Annotated in this window: 23 protein-coding genes, 2 pseudogenes and 1 riboswitch; of the genes and pseudogenes, 17 read left to right on the plus strand and 8 right to left on the minus strand. The window is 63.7% G+C overall.

Annotation, left to right across the window (positions count from 1 at the left end; all coding sequences use genetic code 11):
* Positions 1–8: 8 nt before the first annotated feature.
* Positions 9–2,198 (minus strand): TonB-dependent receptor, encoded by a 2,190-nt coding sequence (locus AC1RQC_RS28545; RefSeq protein WP_492885304.1) that lies wholly within the window; start codon positions 2,196–2,198, stop codon positions 9–11.
* A gap of 151 nt (positions 2,199–2,349) precedes the next feature.
* Here AC1RQC_RS28545 and AC1RQC_RS28550 point away from each other — a divergent pair, with 151 nt between their 5' ends.
* On the plus strand, positions 2,350–2,583 hold the full coding sequence (locus AC1RQC_RS28550) for a hypothetical protein (protein ID WP_492375798.1): 234 nt from the start codon (positions 2,350–2,352) through the stop codon (positions 2,581–2,583).
* Between the two features lie 272 nt (positions 2,584–2,855).
* A complete protein-coding gene (locus tag AC1RQC_RS28555; RefSeq protein ID WP_174426420.1) occupies positions 2,856–2,993 on the plus strand; it encodes a hypothetical protein in 138 nt (45 codons plus the stop codon).
* Between the two features lie 42 nt (positions 2,994–3,035).
* On the opposite strand, the gene AC1RQC_RS28560 is transcribed toward AC1RQC_RS28555, so the two are convergent.
* Complete coding sequence (locus AC1RQC_RS28560; RefSeq protein WP_492885306.1) at positions 3,036–3,731, minus strand: GntR family transcriptional regulator; 696 nt, start codon at positions 3,729–3,731, stop codon at positions 3,036–3,038.
* A 205-nt stretch (positions 3,732–3,936) separates the two neighbouring features.
* Here AC1RQC_RS28560 and AC1RQC_RS28565 point away from each other — a divergent pair, with 205 nt between their 5' ends.
* Positions 3,937–5,361 (plus strand): amidase, encoded by a 1,425-nt coding sequence (locus AC1RQC_RS28565; RefSeq protein WP_492813334.1) that lies wholly within the window; start codon positions 3,937–3,939, stop codon positions 5,359–5,361.
* 55 nt (positions 5,362–5,416) lie between these two features.
* Entirely contained in the window at positions 5,417–6,421 is a 1,005-nt protein-coding gene (locus tag AC1RQC_RS28570; protein ID WP_492375795.1) for a Bug family tripartite tricarboxylate transporter substrate binding protein, read from the plus strand.
* 28 nt (positions 6,422–6,449) lie between these two features.
* Here the strand turns inward: AC1RQC_RS28570 and ybiA are convergent, their stop codons facing one another.
* Positions 6,450–7,040, minus strand: a complete 591-nt coding sequence (ybiA, locus tag AC1RQC_RS28575; protein ID WP_492885308.1) for a riboflavin biosynthesis intermediates N-glycosidase — start codon at positions 7,038–7,040, stop codon at positions 6,450–6,452.
* 185 nt (positions 7,041–7,225) lie between these two features.
* Between ybiA and AC1RQC_RS28580 the strand changes: the two genes are divergently transcribed.
* The 5 genes from AC1RQC_RS28580 (at position 7,226) to AC1RQC_RS28600 (ending at position 10,657) form a co-directional block, all read left to right on the plus strand.
* The gene (locus AC1RQC_RS28580) at positions 7,226–7,651 is read left to right on the plus strand and encodes a GNAT family N-acetyltransferase (RefSeq protein WP_492885310.1); all 426 of its coding nucleotides are present in this window, start codon (positions 7,226–7,228) and stop codon (positions 7,649–7,651) included.
* 31 nt (positions 7,652–7,682) lie between these two features.
* A riboswitch (yybP-ykoY riboswitch) is annotated at positions 7,683–7,868 on the plus strand.
* Between the two features lie 9 nt (positions 7,869–7,877).
* Positions 7,878–8,462: a TMEM165/GDT1 family protein gene (locus AC1RQC_RS28585; RefSeq protein WP_174426415.1), complete on the plus strand. Its 585-nt coding sequence runs from the start codon at positions 7,878–7,880 to the stop codon at positions 8,460–8,462.
* A 246-nt stretch (positions 8,463–8,708) separates the two neighbouring features.
* The gene (locus AC1RQC_RS28590; RefSeq protein ID WP_492885312.1) at positions 8,709–9,335 is read left to right on the plus strand and encodes a trimeric intracellular cation channel family protein; all 627 of its coding nucleotides are present in this window, start codon (positions 8,709–8,711) and stop codon (positions 9,333–9,335) included.
* Positions 9,336–9,337: 2 nt separating this feature from the next.
* Positions 9,338–10,159: an AraC family transcriptional regulator gene (locus AC1RQC_RS28595; RefSeq protein ID WP_492885314.1), complete on the plus strand. Its 822-nt coding sequence runs from the start codon at positions 9,338–9,340 to the stop codon at positions 10,157–10,159.
* Between the two features lie 93 nt (positions 10,160–10,252).
* Positions 10,253–10,657: a cupin domain-containing protein gene (locus tag AC1RQC_RS28600; protein WP_492813341.1), complete on the plus strand. Its 405-nt coding sequence runs from the start codon at positions 10,253–10,255 to the stop codon at positions 10,655–10,657.
* 48 nt (positions 10,658–10,705) lie between these two features.
* Here AC1RQC_RS28600 and AC1RQC_RS28605 read toward each other — a convergent pair whose 3' ends face one another.
* Positions 10,706–11,782, minus strand: a complete 1,077-nt coding sequence (locus tag AC1RQC_RS28605; RefSeq protein ID WP_492376577.1) for an MBL fold metallo-hydrolase — start codon at positions 11,780–11,782, stop codon at positions 10,706–10,708.
* 156 nt (positions 11,783–11,938) lie between these two features.
* Positions 11,939–12,337, minus strand: coding sequence for a cupin domain-containing protein (locus tag AC1RQC_RS28610; protein ID WP_492885316.1), 399 nt, complete (start codon positions 12,335–12,337; stop codon positions 11,939–11,941).
* Here AC1RQC_RS28610 and AC1RQC_RS28615 point away from each other — a divergent pair.
* The 5 genes and pseudogenes from AC1RQC_RS28615 to AC1RQC_RS28635 form a co-directional block, all read left to right on the plus strand.
* Positions 12,222–12,989: a class I SAM-dependent methyltransferase gene (locus AC1RQC_RS28615; protein WP_492885375.1), complete on the plus strand. Its 768-nt coding sequence runs from the start codon at positions 12,222–12,224 to the stop codon at positions 12,987–12,989. The genes AC1RQC_RS28610 and AC1RQC_RS28615 overlap by 116 nt on opposite strands.
* 922 nt (positions 12,990–13,911) lie before the next feature.
* Complete coding sequence (locus tag AC1RQC_RS28620; protein WP_492376580.1) at positions 13,912–14,646, plus strand: XpsR family transcriptional regulator; 735 nt, start codon at positions 13,912–13,914, stop codon at positions 14,644–14,646.
* Positions 14,647–14,724: 78 nt separating this feature from the next.
* Positions 14,725–14,991: a cupin domain-containing protein gene (locus AC1RQC_RS28625; RefSeq protein WP_492813349.1), complete on the plus strand. Its 267-nt coding sequence runs from the start codon at positions 14,725–14,727 to the stop codon at positions 14,989–14,991.
* Between the two features lie 86 nt (positions 14,992–15,077).
* Positions 15,078–16,799 (plus strand): dipeptidase, encoded by a 1,722-nt coding sequence (locus AC1RQC_RS28630; protein WP_492885318.1) that lies wholly within the window; start codon positions 15,078–15,080, stop codon positions 16,797–16,799.
* A gap of 65 nt (positions 16,800–16,864) precedes the next feature.
* Positions 16,865–16,969, plus strand: a pseudogene (locus tag AC1RQC_RS28635) (MarR family transcriptional regulator); the annotation flags it as partial.
* Positions 16,970–17,053: 84 nt separating this feature from the next.
* Here AC1RQC_RS28635 and AC1RQC_RS28640 read toward each other — a convergent pair.
* Together AC1RQC_RS28640 and AC1RQC_RS28645 are read right to left on the minus strand one after the other, a co-directional pair.
* Positions 17,054–18,493, minus strand: a complete 1,440-nt coding sequence (locus AC1RQC_RS28640; RefSeq protein WP_492813353.1) for a purine-cytosine permease family protein — start codon at positions 18,491–18,493, stop codon at positions 17,054–17,056.
* Positions 18,494–18,761: 268 nt separating this feature from the next.
* Positions 18,762–19,490 (minus strand): cysteine hydrolase family protein, encoded by a 729-nt coding sequence (locus AC1RQC_RS28645; RefSeq protein ID WP_492376584.1) that lies wholly within the window; start codon positions 19,488–19,490, stop codon positions 18,762–18,764.
* Positions 19,491–19,706: 216 nt separating this feature from the next.
* Between AC1RQC_RS28645 and AC1RQC_RS28650 the strand changes: the two are divergent.
* A pseudogene (locus AC1RQC_RS28650) lies at positions 19,707–19,796 on the plus strand (conjugal transfer nickase/helicase domain-containing protein); the annotation flags it as partial.
* Here AC1RQC_RS28650 and AC1RQC_RS28655 read toward each other — a convergent pair.
* Complete coding sequence (locus tag AC1RQC_RS28655) at positions 19,778–19,978, minus strand: hypothetical protein (RefSeq protein WP_492885380.1); 201 nt, start codon at positions 19,976–19,978, stop codon at positions 19,778–19,780. The pseudogene AC1RQC_RS28650 and the gene AC1RQC_RS28655 overlap by 19 nt on opposite strands.
* A 655-nt stretch (positions 19,979–20,633) precedes the next feature.
* Here AC1RQC_RS28655 and AC1RQC_RS28660 point away from each other — a divergent pair.
* Positions 20,634–22,586, plus strand: coding sequence for a S8 family peptidase (locus AC1RQC_RS28660; RefSeq protein WP_492885320.1), 1,953 nt, complete (start codon positions 20,634–20,636; stop codon positions 22,584–22,586).
* A 19-nt stretch (positions 22,587–22,605) separates the two neighbouring features.
* Positions 22,606–23,103: a hypothetical protein gene (locus AC1RQC_RS28665; RefSeq protein WP_492829352.1), complete on the plus strand. Its 498-nt coding sequence runs from the start codon at positions 22,606–22,608 to the stop codon at positions 23,101–23,103.
* The last annotated feature ends 37 nt before the right edge of the window (positions 23,104–23,140 follow it).

Here is a 23,140-nt window from a genome sequence, read left to right on the forward strand (position 1 = left end):
CCCCGCGCTCAGAAGGGCTTTGACAACGCCACGTAGAAGCTGCGCCGCGGCGCATACTGCGGCGCGCCCACCCCGATGCCGGTCCCGTCGCGCAACTGGTAGTTGCGATCGAACAGGTTGATCACCGTCAGCCGGACTTTGAATTTGCCGATGACCGGCGCATCGAAGGCGTGTCCGGCGCCCACGTTGACCTGGAAGTAGGCGCCCAGGTGATTGGTGTTGGCGAAGCCGTTGCGCAAGCCGCTGCCGAACAGCGCATCCGCGCTCAGCAGCGTGCCGTGCCACGTGTACGAGGTACCGAACGAGCCCGCCACCGTCTGGTCGTGGTCGAGGTGGACCCAGTTGCTGGCGATATACGCCAGCTCATCCGCGCCGAAATGGAACTGCCCGGTCTCGACCCCCTTGGCCAAGGCGCGCGAAACGCCCAGGTTGGCGTAAGCGGCAAAGCTCCCCTGCCGGTAGTTGGCCGTGCCCTCCAGCCCGTAGATCTTGCCTAGGTCGTAGTTGAACGAGGAGAAGATCAGCGCGTTGCCGAACTGCCCTTCGTCCTGCAGGTGGCGCACCTTGCGGTAGTAGGCATCCAGGCCCAGCGTGAGGTTGCGCGTGGCCTGGTGCGACACGCCAAGGTCGAAGTAATCCGAGCGCTCCGAGCGCACGGCCGTGTTGGCGTCCGACGGCAAGGCGTTGGTGGTGCCGGCGAAGCTGGCCACCGAGGTGGTGTCGATCTTCTCGGTCGCCGGTGGCGTGAAGTAACGCGCGTAGCCGGCATGCAGGCGGGTGACGTTGGTGAGATCGTAGGTCAGCCCCAGGCGCGGGCTGATCTGCTGCTCGCTGACAACCGTGTTGACGTGGTCATAGCGCGCGCCGTAGTTGACAGTCAGCTTGTCGGTGGCCTTCCACTCGTCTTGCAGGTAAAAGCCCAGCGTGGTGCCCGTATTGCTGGTGTTGTCCACGATGGTGAATGGCACCCCGCTGGTCTGGTTGCCGTTGGCGTCGGCGGGAAGCACGCTGGAGGTGTTGTCCACGCCGTAATGCTCGCGCTGCACGAACACGCCGGTGCGCAGCGTGTGGCTGGGGTTGAGCACGTAGCTGCCGTCGGCCTGCACGCCGTAGGCTTCGTTGCTGCGCGTGATGTTGGCGGCAACGCCGGTGTAGGCCAGGTCGCCGATCGGGTCCGGGTTGTAGTCGACGCGGCTGGTGCGATGGAACAGCGACACCTGGAAATCGAGCGCGGACGATACCTTGTTCTGGTACGAGAGGATCTGGAAATCGGTCTTCTCGCGCTGGTTGGCGTTGAGCTGGTCGGAGGGCGGCGTGGCCACGCCGTCGACGGTAAACGATGGCGACAGGCCCGGCCGGTTCGGAATCTGGAAGCGGTTGTCGGCGCTGCCAAACATGAAGCTCACCCGGCTGTCCGGATTGATCAGGTAGGACAGCATGCCGAATGCCTTGCCCTGGTCGGTGTGATCGTGAATGGCATTGCGCCCGGCGGCGGGGTTCTCGATGCCGAGGTTGTTCTCGACAAAGGAGCCGCTCAGGAAATAGCTCCACGGCCCTTTTGCGCCCTGCACATAGCCGTTGAGCTCATGATCGGCGTGGCTGCCGAAGACCGTGCCGATCTCGCCGCCGAAAGCCTTGGGCTGCCCCTCCTCGTCGGCGGCCGCACCCTTGGTGCGGATGTCCACGATGCCCGCCGTGCGAAAACCGTACTGCGCCGGCAGCGCCCCGGTGATCAGCTTGATCTCGTCCGCGAAACGCGTATCCAGCATTTGCCCGAAGCCGCTGATCGGCTCGGGAATGATGACGCCGTTGATGCGGTATTGCAGGTTGGCGTGGTCGCCGCGCACGTGCAACTGGCCAAAGGAGTCCTGCACCACGCCGGGGGCTTGCAGCAGGACCTGGTTCAGCGGTGTGTTTTCTCCCTGGGGCAGCGCGTTGATGTCCTCGCTGTCGAAACGATAGACCGAGCTGCCGGTCTCGGGCGACAAGGCGTTGCGCGCCTCGTCGAGCCGCTTGGCGGTGACCACGACGGCATTCAGGGCCTTGGCGCTGGCTGCCGGCGCGGGTGCCGGGGCGGGAACCGATGGCGAGGATGGCGCGGAAGAAGACGGGTCGGCCGGCGATGACTGCGCGTGGGCGGACAGGGCGAGCGCCGACGCGGCGCCGGCCGCGATGGCTCGAAGCGGAAAACGGGACATGGGGTGCCTCTGACGGAATGGGAATGTTGCGCACGGCCCTCAGGCCCGCGCGCATGCACTAAGCGAACAATCCGCCAGTCAGAGGGGGGCCACGGCTGCGGGGCCGTGGCGAGAAGATGGGAGCGATGTGCCGCTCGGCGAGCAGCGGGTAGTGCCAGCGGCGGAAGCTGACGAGCAGCAGCCAGCAAGCCATCGACGGCATGCCCACGGCGGCGGCCGCGAAGGCCAGGCATTGCAGGCAGGCGTCGTGGCCGGGCCCGCACTGTTCAATGTCGGCCGGTGCCGCGCATGGATTGCTCTGCTGGGACGCGTGGAGATGGGAAAGCGCGTGGACGACCGCACCCGCCTGCCCGAAGAGCAGGAACACGCAGAGCAGGAGCACTAACGGGCGTCGCCACATGGGATGGCTGGGAGGGCGAGGGCGCGGGGCCATGAGCGGCCCGGCCTTCTATTTTTGCAACAGTGTTGCAAGTGTGCCATCAGGACCCATCAGGACACAAGCGAACTCAACACCCATGTACCTGGCTGCCTGTGCGGCCAACCACGTTGTGATTCGGGCCACACCCCCCTCCGTCGAGTGGTAGCGGGCCAGGTGTGCTTTTGCGCATACTCGCGGCTAGCAAAAAAATAGCGCGAACGTGCATAGAGGGGTCAGAGATGGAAGCAACCATTACGTTTGCGGGGTACCTGCTGGCGTTTCTGCTGGCGCTGGTCCTCGGGGCGAGAAGCGTGAACCGGCACCATCCGGCGCTGCGCCAGGAATTGCCGGTTGCCGCGGAGCCGCAGCAGCCATAAACGTGGTCCTTGCGGCCCCCGCCAGCACTTAGCACTTAGCACTTAGGGTTCAGCAACCACCGCGACCTCGTCGCTTTCCCCCTGCGCCAGCGCCCTGAGCCGCGCCATCGAATTGCGGATATGCAGGCGGGCCAGATGTTCCGCCTCATCGGCATCCGCGCCTTCGATCGCCGCCACGATCTGCTCGTGCTCCTCGATGGCTGCCAGTGCCCGGTCCCGGGCAAACAGGACCCTTGGCGCAAACACCTGCGATGTCATATGCACAATGGGCACCTGCCGCGCCAGGTACTCGTTCGCTGCCAGCCCGATGATGGCCGTGTGAAACTCGACATTGGCCGCTGTATAGACCTCGGGCCGCCAAGGATCGAGGCTCCCCCGCTGCGCCTCGATGATGGCGCGCAAGGGCGCCCCGGCCAGCTCGCTGGCGCGTGATGCCGCCAGCCGGGCCGCCAGGCCGTCGATCACCTCCCGCAACTCGTAGGCATCCATCAGCTGCCGGAAATCCGCGCTGACCACGGTCACGCCGCGTGCCGTCTCGGCGCTGACCAGGCCCTCGCGCTCCAGGATGCGCAGCGCTTCGCGCAGCGGCGTGCGGCTGATCTTCAGGTCTTCGGAAATCTCCACCTGGCGCAGTGGCTTGCCCGGCGGATACACCCCGCGGTAGATGCGCTGGCGCAGTACCTGGGCGACTTCCTCGACCAGCCGCACCCGGCCTTGCCATTCGAATGTTTCTGCCATTTGCCCCCAATTTTATGAAATTTCACGCAATTTTGCGCATCCCGGCGCCGTTTGGGCACGGGGTGATTCAGCTTGGGTGGCGCAGTTTACAAGGGCTGCCCACGGGTCTACTATAGCCGCAAACAGTGGATTCTGGATCCAAAAACCAAAGCCTCGCAAAGCGCGGCATCCAGGCCCCCGAGACACTTTCTGGAGACGCCCACCGATGAGCGATGCGCTTTGCTTTCTGTCCGCCGCCGAGCTTCAAGGCCGCATCGCCCGCAGGGAAATCTCACCCGTCGAGCTCACGCAGGCCGTGCTCGACCGCGCCGCCCGGCTGCAGCCTGAGCTGAACTGCTTCATCACGCTGTGCGCCGACCAAGCCATCGCCGCCGCCCGCGAGGCGGAGCAAGCCGTCATGGCGGGCAAGCCACTTGGGCTGCTGCACGGCATTCCCTTCACCGCGAAAGACCTCGTCAATACAAAGGGCGTGCGCACCACATTTGGCGTGGCGCCGTACCGGGACAACGTGCCCGACCACGATGCGGTGGCCATCGCCCGCCTGCGCGAACAAGGCGCCATCCTGATCGGCAAGACCACCACGCCCGAGTTCGGCTCCAAATGCCTGACCGATTCGCCGCTGTTTGGCCGCACGCGCAATGCCTGGAGCCGCGAGCGCACCAGCGGCGGATCGAGCGGCGGCGCGGCGGTCGCCGTGGCTAGCGGTATCGCGCCGCTGGCGGTCGCAACCGATGGCGGTGGCTCCACGCGGATTCCGGCCGCTTGCAACGGCGTGGTCGGCATCAAGCAGAGCAACGGCGTGATTCCGCACAGCCAGGCGCAGGACCTGTTCGGCAACCAGACCTATGTCACGCCGACCACGCGCACGGTCGCGGATACCGGCCTGATGCTGCAGGCGATGGCCGGCGAGCATGCCTGCGACCCCTGGTCCATCGGCGTGCCCAAGCCGGACTATGTCAGCGCGGCGCGAGCGCAAGGCGATCTGCGCGGGCGCCGCATCCTTTACTGCCTGACGCCGCCAGGACGCCCGGCATCGGCGGAGGTGGCGCGGGCATTCGAGGCGAGCCTGTCCAAGCTGGCCGACCTTGGCGCGGAGCTGGAACCCTTTTCCGGGGAAGGTTTTGACGTGGAGCCGATCTGGCGCGCCATCAACCATACGGTCTGGCGCGCGCGTTTTGCCGCTATTGCCGAGGAGCACGGCGACCAGCTCAGCGCCACGTTCCTGCGCCAGGTGGCCTCCGCCGCGCAGGTCAGCGGCGTGGAGTACCAGCAAGCCATGTTCGACCGCACGAAGCTGTTCCAGCGCGTGCAGGCGCTGCTGCAGCGCGCAGACCTCCTCGCCATGCCTACGCTGACGCGCACGGCGCTGCCCATCGGGCAGGACCTGTTCGGCACCATCGACATCGACGGCGAGGCTTTCGAAAACGTGCGCGCGCACTGGTTCCCGTGGACCATGCCGTTCAACATGACCGGCCACCCCGCCATCAGCCTGCCCTGCGGCTTCGGCAGCGACGGGCTGCCGATCGGCTTGCAGCTGGTGGGCCAGTTCCGCGGCGACGCTGAACTGCTGCGTGTGTCGGCGCTGTTCGAGGCGTCGCACGGGCTGCTTGGCCAGTGGCCGCAACCGTAATCCGCTGCAACCGCCTCCCCCTTCATCACCGATAGACTTCGCCACCGCATCCGCCATGACCCAAGCTTTACGCCGCAACCTCGTGATCCACACCCTGGCGCTGTCGGCCTGCGCCGTTGCTGTCCTCGCCCTGCCCCGGCCAGCCAGCGCGGCGGACAACCCGGATGCCGCGATGCACATCATCGTCGGCTACGCCCCCGGCGGCGCGGCCGACAGCCTCGCCCGGATCTATGCCGAGCAACTGCGCCAGGATGGGCATGGCACCGTCATCGTGGAGAACAAACCCGGCGCATCGGCCCGCCTGGCGCTCGACTACGTGAAGCGCGCCAAGCCGGATGGCAAGACCATCTTCATCGGGCCGTCGCCGCTGTTCACCATCTTCCCGCTGACCTACAAAAAGCTGGGTTACGACGCGGACAAGGACCTGGTGCCCGCAGCCGTGCTGACCGACGTGCCAACCGTGATCGCGGCGGGCGTGCAGCAGCCGTACAAGAACATGAAGGAGTTCGTGGAGTGGGCCAGGCGCAATCCCAATAGCGCCAGCCTGGGCCTGGCGACCATCGGCAGCGCCGGCCACCTGGGCACGGTAGCGCTGGGCAAGGCCGCCGGCATCGCCATCACGCCGGCCGCTTACCGCGGCGCGTCCCCGATGCTGGTCGACGTGATCAGCGGCACGGTGTCGATCGGCTGGGATGCCGTGGCCAGCATGATGCCGCTGTACAAGGGCGGCAAGCTGCAGTTCCTGGGCGTGAGCGGCACGCGGCGCGCCAAGGCGCTACCGGATGTGCCGACCTTGAAGGAGCAAGGCTTCAGCCAGTATGACTACGCCACCAGCTGGTACGGCGCGTTCCTGCCGGCCGGCACCCAGCCGGATGTCGTTGCCAAGGTCGAGAAGATGTTCATCGTCGCCTCCGGCAACGCCGCGACCGCCGGCAAGCTGGAGGCCCTTGGGCTGGAAGTGGCAGCCAAGCCTGGCCAGGAGGCGCGGCATCGCATCCAGCTGGAGCGCGCCGCCTGGAAGCCGATTGTGGAGGCTACCGGTTTCGTCGCGGAGGACTGATCAAGGCCTGATCGAGGCCTGCGCCACGTTAGCGCGCTGATGCGTTCCTGAGTGCTTCGCGCGCCGCCATCAGCGCGAATCCCAGCAGGTTGGGGCCGCGCCATTGCTCGGGATTGCCGGCGCGCGGGTCATCGGCCGCCAGCCCAATGCCCCAGACGCGATCCACCGGGCTGGCCTCCACCAGTACGCGCTCGCCGGTACCGAGCAGGTAGCCGGCCAGCGCCGGGTCCTGGCGGAATTTCTCGATATTGCCCTGCGTCACCAGCGCCAGGCACACAGCGTCCCAACGCGGCGCATCGAAGCCGTGCACCTCGCGCCCCACCTGCTTTGCGGCGGCGGGTGTCGGCGCCGCCAGGATGCGCGACAAAGCCTGCGCATCCCCGAACAGCCGGGCCTTGCCTGCCATCATGAAATGCTCTGCGCTGGCATACGCCTGGCCATCCACGCTGAACGATGCGGGCCACCACTGCGACAGGCACTCCTTGCCCACCGGGGCCCCGGCCTTCGCGCTGTGCCCCCAGAAGAACAGGTAGTCAGGCTGCCGGCCTTGCCGAACGGCGCGGATCAGGCTGGCGTGGTCATGCGGAAGATGCGGGACGTGGGTGTCGGGTTGGCTCATTGCGGATGGTGGCATTCTGGCTGGATTGGAGTTGGCGCGAACCCTATAGTATTGTTCCCGGCACCAGCGGGCGTCAAAGGGTGCTAGCGGCTGCCGCGCGCCCGCCTGTTCCGCCAGCGGCAGATGATAGCCCCACCTTTATCTCACCTCCCACCCTTCCCCCTTCCCCCAGGAACGCAGACGTCATGAACAATCCCGAAATCGTTGTGACCGATGTGATTGACGAGCAGGTGGCGTCGATGATCGGCGACGGCCTCGACCGCTTCAATGCCTTGCAGACCGGATATAGCGACAAGCAACCGCTCGCGGTGGTCGTCAAGCACCCCGACACGGGCCAGGTCCTGGGCGGCGCGGTTGGCCGCTCGTCCCTCGGTTTGCTTTTCCTGGATCTGTTCTACCTGCCGGAATCGCTGCGCGGCTCGGGCCTTGGCACGCAGATACTGCTTGCGTTTGAAGCGGAAGGACGGCGGCGCAACTGCCGCTCCGCCGTGCTCTACACCATCAGCTTTCAGGCGCCAGGTTTCTATGAGCGCAATGGATGGCACATCTTTGGCGAGATCCCCTGCGAGCCGCCGGGCACCAGCCGGGTGTTCATGACCAAGGCACTCTGACCGCCCGGGCACGCAAGCCTATGGTATTATTTGCGCCGTCTTAGGGGAGTAGCTAGCCTCCAGTCCCCCTGGAGGAGCCTGCGTCAACATACTTGGTACAAAAAACCATGGCGCCGGCAGCCTGATTGGCTCAGCGAGACCTTTGACTTTTCTGTCCACCAGCTGGGGCTGGCACTGGGCAGCGAAGTCATTGGTTCGTTTGTTGCCGGCCCCCTTTGGATGTCACATGGAAGCACTCATTGCTTCGTTCGGTATGGTCGCCCTGGCTGAAATGGGCGACAAGACTCAGCTCCTTTCCTTTCTCCTGGCCTCCCGGTTTCCCGGCAAGCAATGGAGCATCATTGCGGGCATTTTCGTCGCAACGATCTTCAACCACCTCTTTGCCGCCGCCTTGGGCGACTGGGCTGCATCGCACGTCAGCCCGGATGTGACACGCTGGGTGCTGGGCATCGCCTTCCTGGCCTTTGCCGCCTGGGCGCTGATCCCCGACAAGCTGGACGACGAAGGGAACAACGGCAAGCGTGCCGGCGCCTTCGCCACCACCGTCGTCGCCTTCTTCCTCGCCGAGATGGGCGACAAGACGCAGTTCGCCACCATTGCGCTAGGCGCGCAGTATGCCAACCTGAGCATGGTCGTGGTCGGCACCACGCTCGGCATGATGGCGGCCAACGTGCCCGCGGTCCTGCTGGGTGAACGCCTGACCCGCATCATCCCGCTGTCCAAGATGCGCTTCGTCGCCGCGGCGCTGTTCGCCATCTTCGGCATCCTGATCCTGTTCAAGGTGAACTTTGGCCTGAACCTGGGGACCTGAGCCAGCCGCAGGGCATGGTCAACTCGCATGGTCAACTCGCATGGCCAACTCGTGTGCCTTCGCCAGCTTGCGCTTGCGCGCTGGCGTGGCAGGCGATTGGCCGCGATCGACGCTGGCCGTGCCATGAACAGCAACGCGCCGCCGCTGCACGCGCGGCGCGTACCACCGCAGGTGTCTATGGCGCCACTGCCCGGAGGCCAGTATCCTCCTACAGTTGCCCCGCCCCGAGCCCAATTCATCAGCCCAATGAGAACAAGAGCCGAAGTCGTCGTGCTGGCAGCCGATCTTGCCGGCACCACCGTGTTTGCCGTGGAGGGCGCCATCGTCGCCATGCGGCATGGGCTGGACTTTCTCGGCGTGCTGGTGGTCTCGCTGGTCACCGCGGTCGGCGGCGGCATCATCCGCGACCTGCTGATCGGCGCGGCCCCGCCCAATGCGATCCGGGACTGGCGCTATCCCGCCCTTGCCTGTCTTGCCGGCACCGCGGCGTTCGTATTCCACTCGGCGGCGCAGGGGTTTACCGGCCCGCTGATCATCGCGCTGGATGCGGCGGGCCTGGCGCTGTTTGCCGTGGCGGGCGTGCAAAAGGCGACGAACTACGGCGTGCGCCCGCTTGTGGCGACGCTGATGGGCACGCTCACCGGCGTGGGCGGCGGCGTGGTGCGCGACATGCTGCTGGCGCAGGTGCCGACCGTGCTGAGCGCCGACATCTACGCCACGGCGGCCTGGCTGGGATCCGCGGTACTGGTCAGTGCCAGGGCCTTGCGCCTGCCGCCAACCGTCGCCGCGCTGGCCGGCGGCGCCAGCTGCTTTGCGCTGCGGCTGCTTGCCGTGCAACATGACTGGCACCTGCCGAAGGTGCCGGTCTGGTGATCATGCCGTTGAAAGACACCCACACCCCAAAGGACTGGGTTCTGCGCGCGCCGCAAGCAGGCCGCATGGAACGCATCGAGGCGTTCTTTTCCGGGCATGGCTACGATCCGCATCGCCACGATACCTATGCCATCGGACGGACGCTGTCGGGCGTGCAGCGCTTTCAATATCGTGGTGCAGAGTGCAACAGCGTGCCTGGCGGGACCATCGTGCTGCATCCCGATGAAGTCCATGACGGCGAGGCCGGCACCGAGGCTGGCTTCCAGTACCGGATGTTGTATATCGAGCCAGCGTTGATCCAGCAGGTGCTGGGCGGCAAGCCGCTGCCCTTTATCAAGAACGGCCTGTCCTCGGATGCGCGGCTGTGCGAAGCGACCGGCGTCTTGCTGCAAAGCATGGAGAGCCCGCTCGATCCGCTGGAGGAGGACGATGCGCTGTTCGATCTCGCGCATGCCCTGAGCGCCGCTGCCGGCGCCCGCGCCAGGCACCAGGGCTATGACTACCGGGCCGCAGAGATCGCGCGGGGATTTATTCACGGCGCGCTACACCGCACGGTCACCTTGAGTGAGCTGGAAGCGTGCAGCGGGCGCGATCGCTGGAGCCTGTCGCGCGACTTCCGCTTGCTGTTCGGCACCAGCCCTTACCGCTACCTGACCATGCGCCGGCTTGACCTGGTCCGCTCGCTGCTGATGCGGGGCCAGTCGCTGGCCGATGCCGCGCTGGCCGCGGGCTTCACCGATCAGAGCCACATGACGCGTCACTTCGGCAAGGCCTATGGCATGTCGCCGGCACGCTGGGTGACGATGCAGCAAAGACTGCGCTGATGGCGCCGGCTGAGAGCTTGCACGATCGTACAAGATTTTGCCCGCCGGCCTTGCTAACGTGTGCGTTCATGACAAGGCAAGGAGATACACGCTATGCAACACGATCTGGCAAGCGCCCCACACAAAGAGCCCGGTGAATACAAGAGCCTGAACTTCGCGCAGAAGCTCGGCCTGATCCATGAGCGCTGGACGCCGAAAGTCATCGCCGAGATGAACGACTACCAGTTCAAGCTGGTCAAGATCGAAGGCGATTTTCTCTGGCACCACCATGCCGAGACCGATGAGGCGTTCATCGTGCTGGAGGGCGCGCTGCGCATCGATTTTCGCGACGGGCACGTGCAGCTATCGGCCGGCGAGATGTTCGTGGTGCCCAAGGGCGTGGAGCACAAACCTTTTGCCGAGACAGAGGTGAAGCTGCTGTTGATCGAGCCCCGGGGCGTGCTCAATACCGGCGGCGAAGGGGGCGAGCGGACGGCGGTCAACGACGTCTGGATCTGATCGCCCCGCCCGCCCTGCCCGCCCCGCCCCGCCCGATCGTCCCGGCGCTCAGGCCTTGCGATAGCGTGCGATGCCGTCCGGGCCCACCTCCATCACGGCCTCTTCCCGATGCACGAGATAGTTCAGGTGGGCAATGCTCTCGCCGGTTGCCATGCCGAGCAGCCCGGGCTCGGCGCCGATGGGGCGGGAGAATAGCTCGCCGAAGACATCCACCGCCCGCCTGGGCTCGGCCAGCGCGGCGCGCAGCCGGTCCAGCGCGTGGTGCTGGCTGCGCTCCAGATAGTCGATACGCGCGTGCAAGCCACGGAAGGGCTCGTTGTGTGCCGGCAGCACCAGTACGTCGTCCGGGACTTCCCGGCGCAGCTTGGCAAGCGAGGCCAGCCAGTCGCCCATCGGATCGGCATCGGGTTCGGTCGGGAAGACCGATACGTTGGAAGAGATGCGCGGCAGGATCTGGTCGCCGCTGATCAGGATCTTCAACGCCTCGCTATAGAGGCAGGCGTGTTCAGGCGAGTGGCCGTTGCCAACCACGACCCGCCACTGGTGCTCGCCAATCGTCAGGTTCTCGCCGTCGCGCAAGCGCCGGTAGCTGTCGGGCAAGGCATGGACGTACTTGCCGAAGCCGCCAAAGCGCACGCGGTAGGCCTCGATGGCATTGTCGCCCCAGCCTGCACGGCGATAAAAGCGCACGCCGTCTTCCGGTGCCTCGCGCCCGGTGTCCGCCGCGAGCACGCGGCAGTTCAGGTACTCCAGCCGGGTCATCCACAGGCGGCAGGCAAACTTGCGGGTCAGCCAGCCGGCCATGCCGATATGGTCGGGATGCATGTGCGTGACGAAGAGCCGGGTGAGCCCGTCCGCCAGCGCCCCACCCTGCGCGAAAAGCTCGCTCCAGGCGGCGGCGGTTTCGCTGGTTTGCAAACCGGCGTCAACCCCCGCCCAGCCTGCGCCGTCGCGCACCGCCCACAGGTTGATATGGCTCAGCGCGAATGGCATCGGCATGCGGATCCACAGCACGCCCGGTACGATTTCAATCGCGCTGCCAGGCGCCGGCGCTTCTCCGCAGGGGTAGTCGAGAACAGGCTTGCTCTCGGTCCCGGGTGAGGGGGTCAGACTCTCGTCGCTCATGTTGTTGTTTTCCTTGGGTCCGTGCGGACATGCCAGTTGCGCCACGTGGCGCTCCGGATACTGCACCGGCATGGGGCAAGGCTGCGCATCCTTGCGTGCGACGCCGTGAGCGATTCTACCGAGGTCCGGCCGTTCGCGCAGCAGCACGTACCCGGCTCAGCTGGCGCGCGCGGGCGGCGCGTGATCGCCCGGACCCGCCGGGTCGGCCATCAGCGGCGCAGTCGCCACGCCCTTGGCGCCGCGGCGGCGCCAGCCTGCCGGCGGCATGCCGAACTCCGCCGGCAGCGCATCGATGCAACGGCGCACCGCCTCCACAAAGAGCAGTTCGGACAACCTGGCAAGGACGATCTCGGTACCGGCCCGCCATTGCCCCGCCTCGGCCGTTGCGAACTGCAACGAGGCATCAAGCCAGGCCGAACGGGGATCGTTGCGCATGTCGATCTTGAAGATGCGCGGCAGCGCTGACAGCAAGGGGGGGCTCAACGTATCGTCGCAAGCCAGGAAGCCGCATACGAGACGCGTGCCGGCGCCTGCGCCGCCGTATGACAACCGCATCACCTGGCGTGGCGCCTTGGCGGCCGCGCGCCGCTGGTGCGATGTCACCTCCTCCGACTACGTGCCCGCCCTGCTCGAATCGGGGCGGGCACGCGCGCAAGCGGAAGGCCACACGATCTGCTTCCAGGAGGCCGACGCGGAAAACCTGCCGTTCCCCGATGCCTCGTTCGACGTGGCGATGTCCACCTTCGGCGTGATGTTCACCCCTGACCAAGGACAAGCCGCGAGCGAACTCGCGCGCGTATGCAAGCCCGGCGGCAGGATCGGGCTGGCCAACTGGACGCCCGAGAGTTTTATCGGCCAACTGTTCAAGACCATCGGCAAGTACATTCCGCCTTCGCCGGGCGTTAAGTCGCCCGCGCTATGGGGCACCAAGGCAGCACTCGAAACCATGTTCGGCGAGACCGCCCGGGCGATCCACACGGCCACCCGCGAGTTCACCTTCCGCTACCGCTCGCCGGCGCACTGGATCGAAGTGTTCCGCACCTGCTATGGCCCGATGCACAAGGCGTTCGGCGCGCTGGACGCCGGGAAGCAGGCGGCCTTCACCGAGGAAGTGATGGCGCTGATGGTGAGTCGCAACCGCTCGGGCGATGGCACGCTGGTTTTGCCCAGCGAATATCTCGAAGTGGTGATCGAACGCAACCGCTAATGCGCAGCGCGAAGCGTGCCCTGAAAAACTGACAACCCTGGTGGAAAAAGAACTTCAGGCATTCGATCGCAACCGGCGCCAGCTCCCTACTCTGCTGGCCGGTATCCACCCCCTTTCAGCAGGGTACTGAAATTGCTGTACTGCAGCACACTTACCAACGGCAACTCGATTGACCCTGTTGTTGCCATTCCTTGAGGGTGTAGGCGATCTCCCCGGCCTACACCCCTTTTTCCCCTTCCTCTCTCCATTTGAAGGGCCAGGACGCGTCAATCCAGGGGCGTTTTCACAAAACCAATCCCCCCATCAGAGGGGATGAAAATAATAGATGCGGCGTAACTCCTGGCATTCCATCGTTTTTATGTCAGACATTAAAATATTGCAATGTGTATCACAAATAATCTCGGATATAGTGCATCGCAACAATTGAATATTTAGCATTTTATTTATTTCATATCGATTTACTGCGGGAAGTAACTCAGAATATGAACGGTTCAGTCCGACAGGCATGAACTGGCTATTTCAGTTTCCAGCACCGTGCAAGACAAATACAACGAGCGAGGCCGCAGCCGGCGCGGGAGGGGGGAACCTCCGCATCGTGCAGCCGACCCGCCGGACACATCAAACAACCACGCGGCACGCGCGGCGCTGCAAGCGCCGGGCGGCACGTTGTGGAATCGGTGAAAACGGGGTCCCACCAAAAGGTAGGGGGGCAAAAGTGCAGCACACAGGGGTATTCACGCGTCAGGAACTAGACAACTACTTTGCCTCGTACGTAGGGATGGAAGGCGGAAACCCCAGGGCCAGTCTCTGGATCTGCGACAGAAGCCCGCATCCCTGGTACGAGCGCCTGGCGGGGCCATTGCGGCCGCGCACGGAGCCACCGGCATGGGATGCGGAGTTTCGCGCGAAGCATCGGGAAGACATGGGCAAATGGCTGAACCACCAGCGCATTGCCCGCATCATGGCCGCAGCGCGCGCGCAAGCGCTCGGTATCCGGCTGGATGACAATGACTGGAAGGCGTACTACCGGGACGAGCTCTACGCACCCGACGGCGCGCAATTCAAGCTGAACCTGTTTCCGCTGCCCGTCATGCTCGATGGCCTGACACCCTGGTCCAAAGTGTTCCGCGGCCAGTCCGAACTCGTGCCCAAGGATCGCTACCTGGACCTGTGCCGGCATGGCGGGCGATTCCGCTTCCTGCGCACGCTCTGCGCGCACTGGCGGCCCAAGGTGGTCGTCTGCATCGGCTATCGCCAGGCCGACGACTTCGTACGCGCATTTGGGCTCGAGCAGGTCGCATGTGAAGAGCGGCAATTGCAGCCGGCAGACCAGGTAAGAATCCTGCACATCTACAAGAGGGATGGCACCACATGGATCGTCTGCCCTGCACTCGCAGGCAGCGCGGGGCTGACCTCCGACGTGCAGCTCAACGCGTTCGGCAAGCTGCTCGGCGCCAGCCTGGCGCCGAGCGACTTCGACCACCCTCCCGCGGCGGCATGCGGTCCGGGCAGATTGCCGGAGAGCCTGAATGCGCTGTTGGCCGGCAATGCATCTGGTGGACTGCCAAGCGGCGGATATCCTGCCCAACGGCATCACCACCCTGACCCAAGGGACGCGCGGCAACACCGATCCGATTTCGTGCCCCAGGCCATGTAGCCGCCAGGGCCATGCGCCGGGCCTACGGATTACGCCTATATTCAAAGACCGAACCAAGCGCACGGACAGGGAGCAGCCATGGATCCTGAAGCCTTTGCCGGTCTCCTCGCTCGCGAGGGGTTCCAGGAAGTCGTCACCGTCACCCGTGAGGCTAACGGATCTCTTGACGTCCATGCGCATCCCTTCGAAGCCAGGGCGCTGATTCTCGAAGGCATGCTCTACCTGGCCACCGAAGGCGAGGAACAAGCCTTCCGGGCCGGGGATGAATTCCACTTGCGCGCCAACGAAGCGCACTCGGAGCGCTACGGGCCACAGGGCGTGAAGTACATGGTCGGCAGGAAATAGCGCGCCGCGGCTGCCGGCCGCCCGGCGGGATTTGCACCAGTTGGCCAACTCATGCGAACATCCTTCGTTTTTTGGGAGCCCTGCCCATGAAACGCTCGACCTTGCTCGCATCGCTTGCCCTGCTCACGCTGGCCGTGGGGCAGCCCGCGCTCGCGGACACGCTGAAGAAACCCGGCCTCGACGCACTAGCCGCCGCCGCGCAGGCCAGCCCGCCAGCCGATTTCAACGCATTCCTGAGTGCGGCAGCCAAGGCCGATCCCTCGCTGGCAGGCAGTGTCACCGCCTATCAAAAGCACGCCCCGCTGCACGGCGACGACCTGACCAATATCGGGCGCCTGCTGGGCCTCTATAACCGGATTCACAACCACCAGGCGGTGATCGGCGCCATCGAGCGCATGGTGGCCTTGCGCACCGTGCGCGACGACAAGATCCCGCAGCATGAGAACCCCGCCATCATCGCCTTCGGCAACCTGGTGGAAGGCATGGCCAAGGACTTCGGCCTCACCTTCCGCAATGTCGACAACCGCGTGTTCGAAGTCACGCTGCCGGGCACGGGCAAGGAAGAATTCGGCTTGCTTACCCACGCCGACGTCGTCCCTGCCGTGGCGGACGAATGGGGGCTGGACGACGGCACCAAACTCGATCCGTTCAAGGTCACGCGCGTGGGTGATTATCTGTACGGCCGCGGCACCATCGACGACAAGGGCTCGATTGCCACCGTGCTGTATGCAATGAAAACCGTGAAGGAAAGCGGGCTGAAGCTCAACCGCACCATCCGGCTGATGATCGAGACCACCGAGGAAACGGGCGGCGACGGCATGAAATATTACCGGCAGCACACGAAGCTGCCCGAGTACAACATCGTGCTCGACAGCAAATACCCGGCCGTGGTGGCCGAGAAAGGCTCGGGCAGCCTGAAGGTGTTCTTCCCCGTGCAGGCCACCGACGGCAACGCTACCGCCATCGTCGGCATGAGCGGCGCGGCCGCCGCCAACGCCGTGCCGCAAACCGCGAGCGCGCAACTCAAGGGCGGCGACCTGAACGCGACCCGCGCCCGGCTTGAAGCAGCACGCGCCGCCTTTATCGAGAAGTACGCGCCGCAGGGCAAGTTCGCCATCGATATCACCCAGCGCGCCGACAGCCTGGAGGTCAAGGTCACCGGCAGTTCCGCCCACGGCTCCCGGCCTGAGGAAGGCGTGAATCCCCTGCCGCGCCTGGCGCTGTTCCTGCGGGAATCCGGCATCGCGCTGGCCGACAACCACTACGCCCGTGCAGCGAAGTACCTCGACGACCTGTACGGCACGGGCTACCTCGGCGAAAAGATGGGCGTGGCCTACAAAGACGACTTCATGGGCCCGCTCACCCTGTCGCCCAACCTCGTCCAGGAAAAAAATGGCCAGCTGGAAGTCACCACCAACGTGCGCATGCCGCGCGGCAACACGCCGCAAGCCCTGTCCAAGGCCGTGGCCGACAAGATCAACGCCTGGGCTGGCGCCAACCACGCAACGGTGACCATCAGCCACGACCAGGGCGACTGGATGGCACGCGACCCTAAAGGCGCGTGGCTGTCCACGCTGCTCAACATCTTCGGCGACACCACGGGGCTGGAAGCCAAGCCCGTGCCCACTGCCGGCAGCACCACCGCCAAGCTGATGCCGAATGCCATCAACTTCGGCCCCGCCATGCCCGGCAAGAAGTACACCGCGCACAACGCCAAGGAGTACAAGGAAGTCACCGACCTGGACCTGGACATGCAGATGTTCACCGAGATGCTGATCCGCATCGGGGATCTGAAGACGATGCAGTGAGGACCTGGCGGCTGCTCAGTTCGTCATGCTATGCACCGTCCAGGAAATGGGGGGCTGTTCGCTTCATCGAGAAGACGATTCCCTTCGCCAAAGACGTGACTGAGAACACTTACGGCGATCTCAACCAGGGCGAGCGCATCGCCCTCCTGTTTCTGCTTCGCAAGATGATGAGTATGCAAGCGAATCGAGCGCGGATGGATCCGCATCGCCAATCACGCAGGGCCAAGTTGATCCATGATCGATCCACACTCTCTTTACATGGCCACACATCGCTTGTTAACAGCGAGGCGCTCATCAGACGCATCGGCAAAGTAAGTTCGACCTTTAGTTGCAACCGCCAGAGCAACATGGACCGTGAAGGCAACAGCAAAGCCGATGTACGCCGACAGGCCTGCAAGGATTGGGTCCTTTGCGAAGAACCAGAGCCATGAAGCGACAATCGTGCCCGACAACAGCGCAATGACACCGACCGGATTGCATGCGCGGATGTGGCCGGTACGATATTCAATCGGGCCAGTCACGATTTTCAATGCACCGCGGACTACGACAATGTCCGATACGACACAGGCGACCCAAGAGAGCAAAAAGATGCCAGTCCATTCCAGATAGACAGTGAGGTTACCCAGCACGTTGAACCACATCAGGGCGATCGACGCAGCAGTTACCATCAGGAGCCAGAATCGGCGGTGGAGCTTGCGTGCCCCGACGGCTTCGGCCCCGGACGCAAACGCGACGGAACTCACATGGAGATTCGTCAGGTTCACGCGGATTTGCGACACCCATGCCAGCGCAACACCGGGAAGCAATCCAATCAATCCGATGAAGTAGATCGATGGGTCCACGCTCCCGGTCACAAGCGTGAAATACATACCCAGGGGGATGGCCCCAAAGAAAAGCAGCGCATACGGCAGAACAACGCTGATGAGCGCCTTACGCTTGAACTCTTCGGCCCGGATGAAGCGATTGTAGTCCGCGGCCTCGAATGGATTGATACCCACCGTCCCCGCCAGCGCCGCAACAATCGCGATGGTGCCGGCGACACCCCCAACCGCGCCCGCGGGCATGGCCGTGAACATGCCGGAAGGCATTCCGGGATTCTTGTTCCACGCAGCCACAATCGCGGCCCCAAGGAGAATGACGTAGACCGGCACGGTCCATGCAAGAATCTTCGTCATGGTGTTAATGCCATTCCAGGCCATCGGCAGAAAGATCAGGGAGACCACCACGTACCAGATCTGCTCGGGGATATGAAAGATCTGGTTAATGGAGTGAGCCAGGATCTGCCCCTCAGTCCCGGCATAGATGACAAAGGTGCTTGCATAGATAGCGGAAGGGAGAATCGAACCCACTGCGCCAAAGCCAGTTCCACGGGTCAGCAGTTCGGCGGTCAAGCCTTCTTGCGATGCGGTCCGGCAGACGATGAGCGTGAGGACGACCAAAATCACGAACGAAATGACGAGGCCGGACCACGTCGCGGCGGCGCCGCTCTTGGCCAGGAACAGCCCCCCGACGAGTACAAAGAAGAAGGCTGTGACGAAGCCAACCAGTACGGTGAGAATCGAGCCTGCTCCACGCTTAGCGTGATCAGGCACTCTCGAACGGGCATAGTCGTCATGCTCGCCGGAAGCGGCATCGGCTCCTGACGCATGCGGAACTACCCCGCTGCCAGGTGTAATTTCAGAGGTATTGGACATTTCGCTCTTTCGCCTGACTTCAGGCCCGATTGATTTGGTTGGTCGTACAGTCCAGCACATGGGCAGGTAGCTGGGGCCTTGTGGGCCGACCTGTCAGGCCTGTGCTGGCAAGCTTGCAATCCGCCAATAAAGCGCATGAGCGCGGGGCGAAAAGGCGGTCATTCCGCCGCGCGAACCTTCCTCACACGCCGCGCTGTCGTGCCTCTTATGGCACCTCTGCATGCGTCGAGCGCGTATTCGATTCATTTGGGGTGGCGTGTCTACACGACTACTTGGCGATGCTCGGCAGGACGTTCGCTGTCATCGAACGATGAGGTGGGGTCCCAAGCTTCTCCGTCAGTTCGTCCGCAAGCATCAGGTCGACGAAGGTGGGATACAGGTTATTCAGCGTGGCGTTGTGTTCCTCGTCGCTTAGCGTCGCGTTAGCGTCTGCAACGAACACGACGTCATAGTTCAACTGGTGGGCATCGCGCGCCGTGGACTCGGAACAGCAGTTGGTGAGTGTGCCGGTAATGATCACTGTTTCGATGCCGCGCTCCATCAGCCGTTCGTGCAGTGAACAGGTTCCGGGCGTAAATGCACTAAAGCGTGTTTTTTCGACGATCCAATCACCCTCTCGAACATCAAGTTCGGGCCAGAGTTGATGCTCTCGCGCACCACGGCGGAAAGCTGCGCGGGATAGAGCGGCGACTTCCGGGCCACAGAACCTTTCGTACCATCGCGTCCACGGGGTTCGCTCATGCGGATCGTAGGTATATCGCAGGAACACATTGACCCCGCCGCCCTCTCGCACTGCAGTACATATCCGGTTGACGTTCGGAACGATTTCACGCGCAACAGGCACTTCTACGGGAGCACCAACTTCCAGAAATCCCACCTGGAGATCGATGACAAGGTGTGCGGTGCGCGTTACATCAATCGGCCTTGGTGTCAGGTGTCCGCCACGCTGACGTTGGGCGCGCTCCACGATGTGGGGCGAGAGCTTGATTTGATGCATTTATCCCCTCTTGCTGTGCGAGACGGTTGAAACGAGTTCATCCGCCACTTTTGCTCATATCGAGTGTCTACACTCTATTTCATAAGAAGAAACAGGGAATATAGGTAGATACCATGAGCGTAGTCACTGTATTTAAGAGCGATCCCCCGCAAGTATCGCGCTAGGGAAGCCCTCCGATTGCAAGCTGCCAGATTGGTTGAAAATCAACGATGCTGCCAACAGGCCGATGGACTGAATATCTGGACGTACGAGGTGACGGGGCCCCGCAAGTCGAGGCGGCTTCACGGCTACCTTCTTGCAGACCCGAAGCGTTTCCTTATCTCTCCCATCGGATGCGCAACAGGCCTCTTGTGCGCATCGTCGCCGGCCTCGGCGTGCTTCTCGCTTTCGATGGGCTCGACTTTGCCGTTGCTACCATCCTGATGCCGATAGTCCGGAGGCAGGTCACCACCGAGGCCATCGTCGCCTATGGGGTGGTGGCGTTCCATGATTTTCGAAGCGCAGGCCAAGGCAGTCGCACTCCCTAATGCGCCATCGACTGCATCCGGGATGCCAAGGGATCACTGATGCGCGCACAGCGGCTGTTTCAATTGCTGGGGGTACTTTCTATTGTGCATTGGACGCAGAAGTATGTACCCATCAAATCGCCACATGCCGCAGCGTGTGCGCGTCCTGATCCATTTCCTGCTACGCCGGCTGGGCCTATCTGCTTAGCAATCACGCTTGGCACGACGATGGACGCGCTCACCATCCTGAATCATGGCCGCCACAGGCAACCGCCCCGTTGAACACGGCCCGGCCCCCTCATGTGAGACAGAACGTCGGTTTTTGTGAGACACAGCGTCAAGTGACTAAACGATAACTCTGCAAAAATTGGCGCCGGTTCGTGGTACGCGCCACCCATCTAGCAAGAGCGCGGCCCGGGCCTGAGTGGCAAGCGACCTTCGATGGCAAGCATGACTTGCTTGCCGGCACCTGGCCGCGCACGACCAGGCCATCCAAGGGTTCTCGATAGCAGCCCGGCAGCGCAGCTTGTGTGCGGCACAGCCCACCGCGGCTGGCTGACACCATGCAGTTCCTGGGGGATGCGCCCGGCACGAGCCATAGCGTACTGAAAACACCATATTGAAGGCGGGAAATCTCATGTTGAAAAGTAGGACGACATTCATATCGCTGACACTCCTGGCCGCCGCCGCGCTCTCGGCATGCGGAGGTGACAATCCAGAGAACGCTGCCGCGAACGCTCAGACGCCCGCCGCGCCCACGCCCACGCCGGTGCCCCCGGCGTCCACCTGCGCCGAAACCGGCGTGGATGCGAAGTTCGCCTGCCAGACCGGGGCCACGGAGCCGCTCTACATCTACCAATGGGCGCTCAAGCAGGCCACCAGCTACTTCAAGTCTTTCTCCGGGATCGCGGATGGCGTCACCGATCTCAACGTGGAAGACGTGCACGCCGCGGGCATCAAAGGCCAGGGCGTCAATGTCCTGGTGCTCGACGACGGCGTCGATATCGGCAATGAGGACCTGGCCGCCAATGTGAACAAGTCGATGACTTACAACTTTGACAACGGCACCAACAACCCCACGCCCGCCGATATCCCCAATAACGTTTCGGAGGCCCATGGCACCCATGTCGCCGGCATCATCGGCGCGGCGCAGAACGGGAAAGGCGTGATTGGCATCGCGCCCCGCGCCACCCTGGGCGGCGCGCGTTTCATCGGCACCGCGAATGCCAGTATCTTGCAGGCCTACGGCGGTGCCGACTGGTCCAGGAACGCCCACATCATCAATGCATCATACGGAGGCAATCCCGTAGTGCCGGACGAGTACGACACCGAATCCGGGAGCAGCTCCGTCATCAGGGCCTTTCCAAACCTGAGAAGCGGCAAGGGCCTGGTCATGGTGAAGGCCTCAGGCAATGAGTACAACAACACCGGCGGCGACAACCCCAGGTTTTGCCCGGATGTCGGTGGGATACGCGGCGTCATCAGTTGCGAGAATCCCGCGAACGACACAGAGGCGCTGGAGCCAGGCGTCATCCTGGTCGGCGCGGCCAACGCCAAGGGCATCAAGTCAAGCTACTCCAACGCCGGGGCGGTCAACTGGATCACCGGGCTTGGCGGTGAATTCGGAGAAGCGGGACAATACGGCGAGCTCGGCTCCGGTCCGATGATCTTCTCGACCGACCTGAGCTCTTGCGCGAGAGGCTATAGCCGCAACTTCCTGGAACTCACCAACGCATTCAGCATTGGCGGCAGCGCAACCAACAAGAAAGATAACCCGAACTGCGACTATGCCAGCATGAATGGCACCTCGGCCGCCACCCCGACCATTTCAGGGGTGGTTTCACTGATGCTGGCGGCAAATCCAAACCTGACGTGGCGAGACGTGCGCGAGATTCTGCGCGCAACCGCCAGGAGAATCGATCCGGACTATGGCTCGCGCGACAACCGGAATCTCCGGCTTGACCTGAAGCAGGGGACATTTACCGGCAGCGAAGACGCCAGCCTCGTCGATGGCAGCCAAACGGCACGGCTGGACCTGGGCTGGCAAAAGAATGCCGCGGGCAACTACTACTCGAACTGGTACGGCTTCGGCCTGGCGGATGCCGCGGCCGCTGTCAGGCTGGCGAAGGCGTACAGTGCCTACAAGCCGGCAACCCTGGCCATTGGCGACTTCACCAAGGCGTTCGCCGATAGCGCCCAGCTCAAGTACGGCTCGGTCCAGAAACTGGGGCAGTTCACGGTCGGCGGCAATGACAAGGTGGATGCCCTGCAGTTGAGACTGAGCGGCTCCATCTGCGTCGGCAGCGTTGGCGTCTTTGTCAAATCGCCCTCCGGGACCATTTCCGCACTCGCTGTTCCATACAACAGCTACTACAGCACGGGCGTTCCGGAAGTGAAAAGCTACGGGCTAGGCAGCTATGCATTCCATGGCGAGAACGCCGCCGGGAATTGGGAGGTGTATGCGGTCAGCGTGATGCCGGCCACCGCAGCGCCCGGCACGTGCAGCAGTTTCCAGCCAGAAGCCGACGGCGTCAGCGTCAAGCTCAGCAAGCCCTTGGCTGTTGAATACCGTGTGATTGCCGCGAAATAACGGGGCGAGGAGAATGATGATGATGAAAATGAATTTGTCCTTCAGGGGCTTGCTGTGCGGCGTCGCAGCGCTGGCCACCACGCTGTGCTACGCAGGCGCGTCGACTTATGTGGCTGGGCAACAGCTGTCGCCCGCGCAATTGAAGAGCCTTGCGGGCGCAACGGTCGTTCGCCTTGGCAGCCAGTCGCTCCAGACGCTGCCGGCCTCGGCCACGGCGAAGAACGCGGGAGCCGTGGGCAGTGCGGTGACGCTGGTCGTCAACGATCGGGGCGTTGTGGGCGAAAGCCGCAACGAGGTGGTTGTTTCGCAAGTATCGACCCAGGAAGTCCAGCAGACGATCGGCAAGCTAAGCCACGCCGCAATCGGGGTCCAGTACTTTGACCACATGCGCATCAGCCAGTTGACGTTCGCTTCGTTCCAGGACGCGGTCAGCGCCAGGGAACAGCTCAAGACACTGCTTGCACCGGGGGCGGCGGTCGATGTCCCGATCCGGTATGGCAAGCCCAAGGTGCGCTGAGCCGGCTTTCGCGGCCGGAGTCACGCCTTCCTGCCGC

The sequence above is a fragment of the Cupriavidus sp. GW822-FHT03E04 genome, assembly GCF_058801495.1.

Bases quoted from the DNA above. Each gene is read 5' to 3' on its own strand.
- AC1RQC_RS28545 (WP_492885304.1), bottom strand. From the start codon at position 2,198: ATGTCCCGTTTTCCGCTTCGAGCCATCGCGGCCGGCGCCGCGTCGGCG.
- AC1RQC_RS28555 (WP_174426420.1), top strand. From the start codon at position 2,856: ATGGAAGCAACCATTACGTTTGCGGGGTACCTGCTGGCGTTTCTGCTG.
- AC1RQC_RS28560 (WP_492885306.1), bottom strand. From the start codon at position 3,731: ATGGCAGAAACATTCGAATGGCAAGGCCGGGTGCGGCTGGTCGAGGAA.
- AC1RQC_RS28565 (WP_492813334.1), top strand. From the start codon at position 3,937: ATGAGCGATGCGCTTTGCTTTCTGTCCGCCGCCGAGCTTCAAGGCCGC.
- AC1RQC_RS28570 (WP_492375795.1), top strand. From the start codon at position 5,417: ATGACCCAAGCTTTACGCCGCAACCTCGTGATCCACACCCTGGCGCTG.
- ybiA (WP_492885308.1), bottom strand. From the start codon at position 7,040: ATGAGCCAACCCGACACCCACGTCCCGCATCTTCCGCATGACCACGCC.
- AC1RQC_RS28580 (WP_492885310.1), top strand. From the start codon at position 7,226: ATGAACAATCCCGAAATCGTTGTGACCGATGTGATTGACGAGCAGGTG.
- AC1RQC_RS28585 (WP_174426415.1), top strand. From the start codon at position 7,878: ATGGAAGCACTCATTGCTTCGTTCGGTATGGTCGCCCTGGCTGAAATG.
- AC1RQC_RS28590 (WP_492885312.1), top strand. From the start codon at position 8,709: ATGAGAACAAGAGCCGAAGTCGTCGTGCTGGCAGCCGATCTTGCCGGC.
- AC1RQC_RS28595 (WP_492885314.1), top strand. From the start codon at position 9,338: ATGCCGTTGAAAGACACCCACACCCCAAAGGACTGGGTTCTGCGCGCG.
- AC1RQC_RS28600 (WP_492813341.1), top strand. From the start codon at position 10,253: ATGCAACACGATCTGGCAAGCGCCCCACACAAAGAGCCCGGTGAATAC.
- AC1RQC_RS28605 (WP_492376577.1), bottom strand. From the start codon at position 11,782: ATGAGCGACGAGAGTCTGACCCCCTCACCCGGGACCGAGAGCAAGCCT.
- AC1RQC_RS28610 (WP_492885316.1), bottom strand. From the start codon at position 12,337: ATGCGGTTGTCATACGGCGGCGCAGGCGCCGGCACGCGTCTCGTATGC.
- AC1RQC_RS28620 (WP_492376580.1), top strand. From the start codon at position 13,912: ATGGGCAAATGGCTGAACCACCAGCGCATTGCCCGCATCATGGCCGCA.
- AC1RQC_RS28625 (WP_492813349.1), top strand. From the start codon at position 14,725: ATGGATCCTGAAGCCTTTGCCGGTCTCCTCGCTCGCGAGGGGTTCCAG.
- AC1RQC_RS28630 (WP_492885318.1), top strand. From the start codon at position 15,078: ATGAAACGCTCGACCTTGCTCGCATCGCTTGCCCTGCTCACGCTGGCC.
- AC1RQC_RS28640 (WP_492813353.1), bottom strand. From the start codon at position 18,493: ATGTCCAATACCTCTGAAATTACACCTGGCAGCGGGGTAGTTCCGCAT.
- AC1RQC_RS28645 (WP_492376584.1), bottom strand. From the start codon at position 19,490: ATGCATCAAATCAAGCTCTCGCCCCACATCGTGGAGCGCGCCCAACGT.
- AC1RQC_RS28655 (WP_492885380.1), bottom strand. From the start codon at position 19,978: ATGGAACGCCACCACCCCATAGGCGACGATGGCCTCGGTGGTGACCTG.
- AC1RQC_RS28660 (WP_492885320.1), top strand. From the start codon at position 20,634: ATGTTGAAAAGTAGGACGACATTCATATCGCTGACACTCCTGGCCGCC.
- AC1RQC_RS28665 (WP_492829352.1), top strand. From the start codon at position 22,606: ATGATGAAAATGAATTTGTCCTTCAGGGGCTTGCTGTGCGGCGTCGCA.